Origin of the sequence: Klebsiella sp. 28, assembly GCF_018223905.1 — a bacterium.
Taxonomy (GTDB): domain Bacteria; phylum Pseudomonadota; class Gammaproteobacteria; order Enterobacterales; family Enterobacteriaceae; genus Klebsiella; species Klebsiella pneumoniae.
Window position 1 is genome coordinate 1 of sequence record NZ_JAGRQY010000047.1, and the last position, 12,192, is coordinate 12,192.

The window sequence follows — 12,192 nt, forward strand, 5'->3', positions numbered from 1 at the left end:
AAATAAAAAGGACGATGAAAATGAAAAAAGGATTCTCTTTACTAGAATTAACTCTTGTTTTAGGTGTTGGGACGATGGTGGCTTTTATGAAGTTTCAGGATATGAAAAATGAACAGGAGAGTATAATGGCTTCTACTGTCGGTCAACAAATGAAACAGATCGGTGAAGCAGTTAATGGCTATATAAATATCCGTTATGATAAATTATCAACCTTATCCAATGCTGCCGGAACAGGAACCGATCCGGGACCAAGAACCTGTTCAGGTTCAGTATGTGAAATTACTTACCAGACATTGATTAATGAAGGTTTACTACCTTCAGCCTATACAGGCACTAATGCTAATAAATCCTCGTATAAAATCATATTAAAACGTGATGGAACTACACCTAACTATGTTATTAATGGTCTTATAACGACATCGACGGCATGGATTGAAGGCGGAAAAACACGTTATGATTTATTAGGGAAAGCCATGCAAACAGCGGGTATTGATAGCGGAATGACCAGAACTACATCAAATGCTTTTGGTTATGGTGGTCAATGGTCAGAAACTTCTGCCAATTTCAATAATATTACCTCTGCAGGGCAATTAGCTTTCCGCGTAGGTTTTAATAGTGCTTTATATTCTGTTTATTTAAGACGAGATGGAACTTTGCCTATGACTGGCGATCTAAATCTTGACGGACACAATATCAACAATGTCGCCGCACTTAATGCCACTGGCAACATTACGACGACAGGCGACCTACAAGCAAGAAACATTAAAGCTACTGGAAAAATTGATGCTGGAGGTAATATTTCAGCAGGAAATTGGGTTTATGCTAAAAATGGTTATGGAAATAATATTGGATTAGGAGGAGATGCTGGTGGTGATGATTTTGAGATAAAAATATCAGGTCAGAAACAAATCGATGTGCTCTCAGATGACTATACCAGTATTGTATTCGCAGTAAATGGAAAGATTGAACTTAGAAACCCTCAAAGTGGGGCTGTTGGTGTCAATGTTAATTATGATGGTTCAATAAATACAATTGGAACGGGTAACATAGAATCATCCCAAAACGTCAAAGGTGCTACATTAGAATCCACTGGACGCGCTACGGTGGGAGAATTTGTTCAATTGAACGGACAGGCTGAGGTTGGCAAAGAATGTCAATCTAATGGATTACAGGGACGAACAGTAGATGGTCAGATTTTATCTTGTGTTAATGGTGTGTGGAATTTTTCTGGTGAACAGCCCGGAACAATAAAAATGTGGGGAACATCCAATGCTCCGGTTGGCTGGTTGGAATTAAACGGACAGGCTTTTGATAAGAGCAAAAATCCAACATTGGCAACTCTGTATCCTTCTGGTGTGGTTCCAGATATACGAGGGCAATTTGTCAGAGCTTGGGATCATGGTGCTGGCGTTGATTCTGAATCAAATAGGGCAATACTATCTTCGCAAAGTGATGCTATAAGGAACATAACTGGTAGTTTATTTTTCGGTTTGGATGGTGATGTCTCGATAAGTAGTCTACCTTCAAATCTTCAATCAGGAGCTACATATTATGATACCAGTGTTGTAAATAGAGATTTTGGTAATAATTTAACTTTGAATAATCATACAGAAGCAAATAGATGGATTCCTCAGAAGTTGGATGCTTCAAGACAAGTGCCAACAGCAGCAGAAAATAGACCAAAAAACGTAGTGCTAATGTATATAATTAAAAAAGGTTAAAACCTTATATCCCATATTCATGAAAATTTTTTGAGCATGGTGTTACTATACCTGCTGCTAACCACGGAAGACATAATAAAACTGAATATGTATTTTTTATTTTTTATGTTTTAATTTTTAAATTATAAACTGGCCTCCTAAAAGGCCATTTTATATAATTTATAGGCTGCTCATTATTTCTGTAAGATCTATGGCTCGAACATATTTTGCTGCATTGATTTTTTCTGCTTTTAAAGTACTAAAATGCGCTGTTCCACAGGCTATCTTCGCATCTTCTTCATTACCAAGACCAATGTGTTTACTTTTAGTCTCGACAACAAAATAGATATGTTCTTCACCATTATCCTCAATGACTAAGGCCCAGTCAGGATTATAAGTCCCTAATGGTGTCGGGATTTTAAACCATCCCGGCAGCTTCACATAAAGCTTAACTTCATCCTGTTCTTCGAGTTCCTGAGCGAAACGGCTTTCGACTTCAGAATCTTTTGGAACGTATTCATAAACTGACTTAGCCGAAGTTTCAAAAAGATTACGGGCATATCCCGTCAGTTCTTTATCCATAAACAGGCTTTGCGCATACACCTCTCCTTTTAGTGGATAATATTTAATACCATCAACAATAGACAGGCGCTTGCAGTAGTTTATTCTGGTGATAGCTTCACTGATAAACTGCTGTGGATTTTTAGCAAAATCAGCGAGTCTTCCACTTTCTTTCAGGATGGTGCATAAACTGCGTCTTGTCAGGCCCGTTTTCTCCTGCAGAACACCAAGAATATCTGGCAGTGGCTGCTCTGCAACATCTATTACAGAGCTTGTCGTTCCATTTGACTGAACTTCAACACCAAGACCTGACTGGCTTTGTTTTATGGTGGCTTTACTGAAACTGACCATTGCTTTTGCTACAGGCTGCATTTCAAAAAGTGATTTCGTACAGGATTTGATCAATAAATCTTCATCAAATGCCAGACGATACAATGTTTTTTGACTAATGCGTTGCCATAACGCTTCAAATTCCGGGCTGTTTAAGACCTCTTTCCGGTATTTGATTACTTTACGCTCATCAGCATTATTTATATTGAGTCGTCCTGATGATTTACGCAGGATAGATTCAATTTGCTCCTGAAGGGGAAGGAACTTTTCGCTAACAGTAAAAGTGCCATCGAAAAGAGTCTCTTTCAGTGTTTTGGTGATTTTCCCGGTTTTTTCCAGATAACCTTCAGCATGTAGTTCAGACCATATCTCCTGTGAAGCCATGATACCTACAACTTGTGAGGAATCAGAGAAGATCAGATGGGCAAACGCATCTTTTTCGACGATGCCAAAACGGATGCCTGTTTCATTCTCAATTTCAGACTGTAAGCGCTCAGCGTAGGCTTGATAATTTTCACTGGCAACGACGGTCAGAATGTTAATGCTGTCATCCCGGACACGCTCACCATCTTGGTTAACACACAGGCGAAGACCACGGCCTAAAGTCTGGCGGCGTTCTCGTTCACTTCCCATCTCTCGAAGGCTACAGATCTGGAACACATTGGGATTATCCCAGCCTTCTTTCAAAGCAGAGTGTGAAAAAATAAACCTCACCGGATTCGAGAAACTCAAAAGCTTCTCTTTATTTTTCATGATGAGGTTATAACCACGCTCAGCATTTTCACGGCCTGTATTATTGCTTTCGCTTGTTTCAGCCCACGCACCTTTTTTATCAATGGAGAAATAACCATCATGAACGTCTTTAGCATGTTCTGGATGAGAAGGGAGTAAATCTTTATATGCAGGGCTTTTGATTGCTTTAAGATATTCTTCCTCAAAGATACGGGCATATTCACCCGGTTCACGTTGTCCTTCTTCAGTGAACTGACGGTAGAAATCAACCTTATCGATGAAAAACAGGGTAAGAACCTTGATTTGCTGAGTATTCAGGCGAAGTTCTTTATCCAGATGTTCACGGATTGTACGTCTGATCATATGACGCTGGATGAGCATAGGGTCAATATCCCCCACGACATCACCGACTTTCATATAGTAGGTATCAGAAGGTGTTTCCAGTGTAAGATAACCCTCTTTGCCCGTTCGGATCTCGCTTATCCGGTAACCCTGATAAATATCACGTCCTGTTTCGTCATCAAGTGTCATACCGTCATATACGGTAATCTCTGAACGATCTACGTTCCCTTTTTTATCGGCTATATCAACAAGAACAGTACCGCTGATAACATTTTTCTTACTATTAATACTGACCAGTTTCACATAAGGGCTGTTGCTTGCATTCTGGACTTCAAGCCCGGCAACCTCGATCTGTTTGACCAGTTTTTGGTTGTAAGCATCAATGGCGTCAAGGCGGTACACCATATGATGTTTATGAATATGTGTTGCTGAATAGCGTAAGGTGAACATGGGGTGCATAGCATCAAGTGCGGTTTTACCCGCACCGTTCAAGCCACCATCAACACTTTGCGGTTCATCGACAATAATAATTGGACGTGTAGCACGGATTAAATCAATGGGCTTATCCAGATCGTCCACAGTTGTTTTTTCACTGGACTGATAGAGCTTGTTAACATCTTTTTTGTTAATCGCACCCACAGTCATTACCATGATCTGCATAACAGAACTGGTTGCAAAATTTCGAACATCCGCAGGTTTTGCCGAATCATACAGATAGTATTCGTATGGAACTCCCGCATACAGGCTTTTGAAATGTTCTTCAGTGATTTGTAGTGTTTTATACACGCCTTCCTTGATGGCAACGGAAGGAACAACAATAATAAATTTACTCATGCCGTAGCGTTTGTTCAACTCAAGCATGGTGCGAAGGTAAACATACGTTTTACCTGTCCCTGTTTCCATCTCAACAGTAAAATCATGGCTGTCGAGCACAGGTGAAGGTGGAAGCTGGTTTTTTAACTGAACATTGTTCAGCTTTTTAAGCAGTACATCATCTTCGGGTATTTGTGGGTTAACAGGCATTGAACCTGTTGCGCCTTCAAATGAGAGTGCACCCTGAGCTGGGGCCAGAACAGTCATTTCGCTTTCCCATTTCTCTTGCCCTTCAAACAAATCACAGACCGAAGTTATGGCGTTTTGCTGATAGGTAAGGTCAGATTCAAAATGTAGTTTCATCTCATTCCCTTACAGGCTGTGCAGGTTAGTCAGGCCATGTTGTTCCAGAATGGCGCAAAGATTTGTTTTAGCAACGTTATTTTCAAATGCGTCATCAAGAAAATAGCAGACAGTATCTTTGCCAGCCTTCAAACTCTTATGCCAGTCGATGATCCCCTTGGTCAGTACCTCAACACAAGAGGCTGGGATTTGACTGGTAAAGCAGGTAAACAATTTGCCACCGTCAACACAAGAAACGGTTAATCCATCAAACTGACGGGTTTCAACGTTAACACACAGATCAATGCCACGCTTAAGTATTAATTCAGCAAGTAGGTCTTCTTCACTACGGCCTTCAATAATTGGGCTTATATAGGCATCAAGTTGTAGTGAAAGACTTTCCGCTGTTGCTTCCCAAGGCCGAATATTGGATGTGTCAAGTTTAAATACACGGAACCCAATGTCACCATTCCAGTCTGGATTATCTTCACTAACCTTTTTACCTGCACGGCGTAGGCGCTCTTTTGTGATTTCAGCAATATTTTTGGGTGTGCCCATACGCTCACAAAAATTAAAAGCTATTTCTTGTTCTTTATTTTTATGATTAAAAGGTTCCGGTAGTTGAACTAAAATAAATCGGCGATTAACATGATCTTTTGCATTTTGTAAAAAAACTGAATGCCCAGATGTGCCTGAGCCAGCAAAAAAATCAACAATTAAATCATCTGTATTACTTAAATAAGCAATTAAAGATTTAATGTCATTTACAGGTTTAGGGTGAGAGAAAACTCTTTCACCATCAAATAATGTCGAAAATTCATTGGCAGCAGTTTGAGCATAACTATAATGAACAGAAGTCATTACTTGATTACTATTTTCAAACAGATTGGTCCGAATTCTCGGGACTGTTTTTTCATCATCTCCAAATACAATCTTACCTTTTTCGTACTCTTCCCAAAAGCGAGCTTCTGTTGGGTATCTCCAACCACTGGTTGGTAATTTACATGGTTTTCCGGTTGTAGGATGAACTATCTCATACGTTGGACCATTTCCACCGGGCCAGTTAATATTACCATCATCTCTATATGGACCTTTTTCATCTATTTTAGTAAACCTTTTAAGTGGTGCTCTCGGGTCATCTTTAGAAATTGATTTATAGTAATCAAAAACATCTTCCTTAATTAGATCCCAATTGTCACCATGTTTTAATTTTGATTTATTAAATAAATCTTGGAGATAGTCAACACCTTCTTTTGCGCCCCTAAAGATAATTTCGCTGTCCGTTAAATAAGACTCATTCCGGGCATAAACCAACATGTATTCATGTCCGACGGAAAAATATTTTGCGTCGTTTTTTCTATTTCTATCCCAAACTAATGTAGCTAGGTAATTCTCTCCTCCAAATATTTCATCAAGAGTGATTTTGATATTGCTTAGTTCTGAGTCATCAATGCNNCCATCATTCCTAAGTAAATTTTTAGCAAGTTTTAAACGTGGATAAATCATATTCAACCAGTCTGTGTGATAACGCCCACTGGTTTCTGCGTTTGTGGTGATTCGTACCCCATCTTCTGTTTGTCCTGTCATTTCAAGATAATTTTTCATGTTATCTTGGAAGTTATCAGAATAAACAAAATCTTTACCGGTATTGTAAGGTGGATCGATATAAATAAGCTTAACTTTTCCGGCATAACTTTTTTGAAGAAGCTTCAATACTTCAAGGTTATCACCTTCAATCATTAGGTTTTTGGTGTTATCCCAATCAACACTTTCACCTTTACATGGACGCAAGGTGCCACGGGAAGGCGTCAGAGCAAGCTGACGAGCCTGACGTTTACCATGCCAGTTCAGGCCATAGCGTTCTTCTTTGTCGTCTACATTTTCACCCAAAAGCTGCTTTAAAACCTCAAAATCAACACTGTCTTCATTAAAAGCTTCAGGAAACAATGATTTAAGTTTGGTGATGTTATCGGCAGTGATATTCATTGATTGCAGTTCGGGCATTTCAGGCGAAAGTTTGTTCATTGACCATTCCACGTATCTGTATCAGGTTACTGTGTGATGGGGGATATTTTACGGTAAATAGTGCATTTCATCAATGAACAGTGTGCTGCAGATTTCTTTTTAAATCATTATGTTAATGCATTTATTGAATGTCCTGTCCTTGTATTAGTACAATTAGCTTTTATGCGTCTACCAAACATTATCAGGATGTGATGATGGCTAAACTTAACAAGAAACAACTTGCTTTACTCAAGGAAATGCCTGCCGATCAACTCATGCAAATAATTTGTGATATTGCAGAGAATAATGGTCAGGCAAAATCCTTTATTATTAATAAATATCTGTTAACTCCAGAAGAATCACTGAAAAAGGCTGAGGCTGAATACAAAAGGGTAATTAAAACAAAACGCTTTTATGATTATTATGAAGCAGCGGTTTTTTTTGAGGGGCTATACAGGAATATCATATTTCCACTTGAAAAGACGGTATCAACGCTGCCTGAAAAAACCGAGGCGTTTTGCCATGATTTACTGCTCTCATTTGATAAAATCAGCGAAATTGCTGATACATCAGATGGATCATGGATGGACTATTATAAAGGTGCTGTCGAAATATGGTTGAAATCCCTGTCCCTACAAAAAGACAAAAGCATTGATGTTATAGCGGATAAAATACTTTCCGTGCTTAAAGGTGATGTATATTTTAACTTTGATATTTTTGATAAGTATAAAAAAGAGCTGGGATACAATGTTATTCGTGCTTTAAGGGAAAGTCTTCTTAAGACAGGTGATGTTAATTATGCTGTTGAGTTAAGTCTGTATATCAGGGATGTTGATTTCATCAGGCAATGCTTTGAGAAAAGAAAACTGAACCAGCCAGAATACATCATTAAGTTTGCTGAGTTGCTGGTTGATGAACTGTGCACTGAGGAAGCCATTCAGGTTCTCAATAAAATCAAAGAAGATAAATCAGTTGATCAGGCAGGGCTTCGTGATAAATGGACTGAGGTGTTGGCTCTGGCGTTGATTGAAGAAGGCGAGATTCAGCAGGCAAAAACAATTTGTATAGACGGATTTAAGAACAGGTGTGATGTTATTTTTTATAATATCTATAATCGGGTGGAGAAAAATAATGACTCACTGGATTTGTTCTCTGGCATAGCAAAGAAAAAAGGCTTTCCGTTTGTTATTCTTTTCTTGTCCGGGACAGATAGTTATGGAAAACTTGATTCTGAAGTCATGAATGCGAGTGAAAATGAAATCGCAGAGATGATGTCTTTATTACGCGGTTCTTTTGTTCGTACTTTATCGAGTGAACTTTACAGGCATGGTTATGCATGTTCTGCAACTTTGCTCCGTAGAGTTCTGGCAGAGGACAGTATCAGTCGTTCTCAGAGTAAATACTACACCTATGCGGCATCTGATATGAAAAAAAGCATTGATTACAGTAAAGATATTACATGGACTGAAAAAATCCCTTCAACAGAAGAGTATTTAAAATCCCTGTTTATTGAGCACAAAAGAAAATACGCACTCTGGGAAATAATGCTGGAAAAAATCGCTGGTTTAGCGATAGAGAAAGATTCAGTATCATATTCAGCATAGATTGTAATTAAGCATGAAGTTGAAAGGCCGCGAACGGCCTTTCCCTTTATTTATTTGAAGCAAACTCAAACGGCCTGACCATATCGTTGCTGTTAGCATCAAGGAAATCAGCCCACCACTGAAGCATCAGGCGGCGCTGGTCAAGGTGTTTTGCCTTGTGGGTATAAGCAGCACGGACGCTATTGCTTTCCTTATGGCTCATTTGAAGCTCTACAGCGTCTTCTGACCATAGCCCTGACTCAATTAAGGCACTACAGGCCAGTGTTCGGAAACCGTGTCCACAGATGTCCTGCTTCGTGTCATAGCCCATATTGCGGAGGGCTTTGTTGATGGTGTTTTCACTCATGGGCTTAAACGATTCATAACAGCCAGTGAAGATTAATCCATCATCATGGCCTTCTTCATAAGTCAGTTGTCGGATCTCTTTTAGTATCCTCATAGCTTGCTTACAAAGGGGAACGAAGTGCTTACGCTTCATTTTGGCACCACGAGTCGAATGTTTGACGTTTTCAATTGCTTCACGCTGTTCGGGTATCACCCATAACTTACTTTTGAAATCAATTTCAGACCAGCGAGCGAAACGAAGCTCACTGGAACGAATGAAAATCATCAGATTGAGCTGTATTGCCAGTATGGTTAACCTGCGGCCTTTGTATTCGGCAATTTTGTTCAGTAGCTGGGGTATTTCTTCCAGCTCAAGTGCAGGGCGGTGTTCAGTTTGTGGTTTCTGAACTGCACCTTCCATATCATAGGCTGGGTTATGGCGTATCAGCTTTTGCTGGACGGCATGACGCAGGATTGCCGTAATGTATTGTTGAATGCGCATGGCAACTTCAAGATAACCAAGTGCCTCAACCTTTTTCACCGGAACCAGCAGATCACCCGTATCCAGTTCGGCAACATCTTTGTCACCGATTACCGGGAAGACATAAGTTTCAAGGCGCTTCCATACGGCATCACCATAATCATCAGACCATTTTGTTTTCGTGGCGAACCACGCTTTGGCTACTGTTCTGAAGGAGCGTGTATTATCACGTTTGGCTTTAAGCTCTTTAGCCTCTGCCTGTTTCTTTGCATTAGGGTCAATACCCTGAGCCAGAAGCCTTCTGGCCTCGTCACGGCGTTGTCTTGCGTCAGAAAGAGAAACAGCAGGGTAAACACCGATAGAGAAAAGTTTTTGCTTTCCTTCGAAACGGTAGGCCATTTGCCAGTATTTCGAACCTTTAGGGGTAACACGAAGGAACATACCAAAGCCATCAGTCAGCTTATATTCCTTCTCAAGGGGTTTTGCATTTTTTGCTTTAATATCAGTCAGTGACATGAAAACGCCCCCTCGTTTGTTGGTAAAAGGGAAATCGAACCAGCATTACCAGCATTTTTACCATCAAAATGATATGGCTTCGAGTGGTTTTTAATGAACGAGGGTGAACGACTGAGAGGGGATAACCAATTGATAGAAATGCAGAAAGCAGACGTCAGTGAACGTCTGCTTCCCTTAAATTGGCTCCTCTGACTGGACTCGAACCAGTGACATACGGATTAACAGTCCGCCGTTCTACCGACTGAACTACAGAGGAATCGTGTGAACGAGGCGCATACTACTGGCCTCGCATTTTTGTGTCAACACTAAAATTAACCTGCTGATTCAAATGGCTAAATTTAGCTCAACACGTTGTTTTAGTGAACAATGCGCCGATCGCCTTCGTCCTGCAGGCCATTCTCACGTCTACGCGCCAGCGGATCCTGGCGGTAAAAGTGGCAAAAACGCTGCCACAGGGCCGGGAAGCGAGGCGCGAACAATTCAGGCGCACTGAAAAAATATTCCGAGAGGACAGCAAAGCATTCTGCGGGATCGGTGGCGGCATAGGCGTCAATACTGGCGGCGCTTTCGCCTACCAGATCGATCTCATCCTGAATGTTGTTCATCGCGGCGTGGAGATCATGCTCCCAGCCGGCAACTTCACGCAACGGGATAAGCGGCACGCCGCTGGCCCGGTCGCCGTTCCGCGTATCAAGCTTATGCGCCACTTCATGCACCACAAGGTTAAAGCCTGACGCATCAAAAGAGTCTTGAATATCCAGCCAGTTCAGCACTACAGGACCCTGTTGCCAGCTTTGTCCCGACTGTACCACCCGCTGGTTGTGGACCAGACCAATATCATCCTCCCATTCATCATCGACGATGAAAGGGGCAGGGTAGATCAGCACTTCATGGAAGCCATCCAGCCACTCAATGCCCAGCTCAAGCACCGGCAGACAAAAGAGCATAGCAATGCGCGCCTGATGCAGCGGGGTCAGCTCCAGCCCCTGCAATGCCACCAGCCGCTTTTGCTGTAAAAAACGGGCAGCCATCTGCGTGAGCTTGTGCTGCTCAGTGGACGAAAGATGGGCTAAAACCGGAATGGCAAGCGCTTGCTCCCAGGGCATCTCTGCGTTGCCGGACTCATCATCTGCTTTCCAGGGCCATTTAAACATCATATTGCTCGCAAAGTCGTCACTTGAACATAATTACCGAAACGGGAGCTATTAAAATGCCAAAGATCCTGGCATTATAGCAACCATCACAGCGGAGAGATGCCGGAGCGGCTGAACGGACCGGTCTCGAAAACCGGAGTAGGGGCAACTCTACCGGGGGTTCAAATCCCCCTCTCTCCGCCACTATTCAAACACTTACAGCATTCCATTTCAGTGACCTGTCTCCCGATGAGAAAAATTGAGAAAATCCACTGAGAAAAATTCTAGCGCCGAAGCATGCTCCGACGCCAAAGAATCATCTCATTTTCTTGTTCAAAGTCGGGCTGATTTTAACTTTCCTGTCGTAAACAAGTACCTGTGATTCTGTCTTATGACCACTGAATTTTTGCTTATCTCTGCCAGATCCTTCATAGTCTGAAATACCTTTAGCCTTTAGATCATGGAAGGTGCAATCAAGTGGCCTACCAAGTTCTTCAGAAGCCGCGTTTCTCGCTTTTCTCCATGCTTCATTAAATCCCTTGTATGAATAACGCTCACCATACATTGTCCTGATAACAGGACCATCCTGTCCCCATTCCCTGCAAATATCAACAGCCGCACTGAGACGCTCAGTCCAGGCTTTGATCTGTTTAATACCAGTTTTACCTTGCTGTATGAAAATTCCTTTATCAAGAATCTGATTCCAGTTCATTTTAAGAACATCAGATACCCTTGCAGCGCAAAGATACGCAATTTCCATCGCGGCTTTAACTGCAGGCGTCGCATGAGTGAAGATAGCGATGTACTCTTCATCAGTTATGTAGCGGTCGCGCTGGGGTTTAGGAAACTTATCGACACCAACACACGGATTACCTGGTACATAACCACGCTGATACCCCCAGCGGTATACACGAGACATTGAACTATGCTCGTGATTAGCCTGAACACGGCTTTTTTTACCACGTGCATCCATGTAGCGCCGGACGTGTTCAGGTTTAATGGCCTTTGCTTCTGCATCGCCGAAAACCGCTAACAAGTATTTTTCATGTGCCAGGTAATCTTTTTGTGTCCTGGGGGCAAGGTCTGCATAGTCAGCACTATTCAAAAATTTTTTCCACAATTGTTGAAAGGTGAGTAGTTTTTTTCGACCTTCAACGACTTTCTCGTAAGCTAACCAAACCTCCGCTTTAGAAGCGTTTGCTGGGGCTAGATTCTCGGTAGTACCTCCTGGCTTCCAGTAGTAACCGGAAGGGCGGAAAAACACACCCTTCGGCATCCACTCATTACCAGGCGCTCTTTTGCGGCCCATA

At 41.7% G+C, this 12,192-nt stretch carries 7 protein-coding genes and 2 tRNA genes; 3 read left to right on the plus strand and 6 right to left on the minus strand.

Annotation, left to right across the window (positions count from 1 at the left end):
- Positions 1 to 14 precede the first annotated feature (14 nt).
- Positions 15 to 1,721: a shufflon system plasmid conjugative transfer pilus tip adhesin PilV gene (gene pilV, locus KHQ28_RS08510; protein ID WP_074181075.1), complete on the plus strand. Its 1,707-nt coding sequence runs from the start codon at positions 15 to 17 to the stop codon at positions 1,719 to 1,721.
- A 159-nt stretch (positions 1,722 to 1,880) separates the two neighbouring features.
- On the opposite strand, the gene KHQ28_RS08520 is transcribed toward pilV, so the two are convergent.
- Both KHQ28_RS08520 and KHQ28_RS08525 read right to left on the minus strand, forming a co-directional pair.
- A complete protein-coding gene (locus KHQ28_RS08520) occupies positions 1,881 to 4,841 on the minus strand; it encodes a type III restriction-modification system endonuclease (protein ID WP_064147893.1) in 2,961 nt (986 codons plus the stop codon).
- A gap of 9 nt (positions 4,842 to 4,850) precedes the next feature.
- Positions 4,851 to 6,845, minus strand: a complete 1,995-nt coding sequence (locus KHQ28_RS08525) for a site-specific DNA-methyltransferase (RefSeq protein ID WP_211777589.1) — start codon at positions 6,843 to 6,845, stop codon at positions 4,851 to 4,853.
- Positions 6,846 to 7,039: 194 nt separating this feature from the next.
- Here KHQ28_RS08525 and KHQ28_RS08530 point away from each other — a divergent pair, with 194 nt between their 5' ends.
- The gene (locus KHQ28_RS08530) at positions 7,040 to 8,428 is read left to right on the plus strand and encodes a hypothetical protein (RefSeq protein WP_064147892.1); all 1,389 of its coding nucleotides are present in this window, start codon (positions 7,040 to 7,042) and stop codon (positions 8,426 to 8,428) included.
- Between the two features lie 46 nt (positions 8,429 to 8,474).
- On the opposite strand, the gene KHQ28_RS08535 is transcribed toward KHQ28_RS08530, so the two are convergent.
- From KHQ28_RS08535 to mtfA, 3 genes are all read right to left on the minus strand, one after another.
- Positions 8,475 to 9,749 carry an integrase arm-type DNA-binding domain-containing protein gene (locus tag KHQ28_RS08535; protein WP_064147891.1) on the minus strand — a complete coding sequence of 425 codons (1,275 nt, stop codon included), beginning with the start codon at positions 9,747 to 9,749 and terminating at the stop codon, positions 8,475 to 8,477.
- Between the two features lie 180 nt (positions 9,750 to 9,929).
- Positions 9,930 to 10,005 (minus strand) — tRNA-Asn (locus tag KHQ28_RS08540).
- Between the two features lie 100 nt (positions 10,006 to 10,105).
- Entirely contained in the window at positions 10,106 to 10,906 is an 801-nt protein-coding gene (gene mtfA, locus KHQ28_RS08545; RefSeq protein ID WP_004227143.1) for a DgsA anti-repressor MtfA, read from the minus strand.
- Between the two features lie 90 nt (positions 10,907 to 10,996).
- Between mtfA and KHQ28_RS08550 the strand changes: the two genes are divergently transcribed.
- Positions 10,997 to 11,086, plus strand: a tRNA-Ser gene (locus KHQ28_RS08550).
- Between the two features lie 112 nt (positions 11,087 to 11,198).
- Here the strand turns inward: KHQ28_RS08550 and KHQ28_RS08555 are convergent.
- A complete protein-coding gene (locus KHQ28_RS08555) occupies positions 11,199 to 12,191 on the minus strand; it encodes a tyrosine-type recombinase/integrase (RefSeq protein ID WP_004184758.1) in 993 nt (330 codons plus the stop codon).
- Position 12,192: the final 1 nt, after the last annotated feature.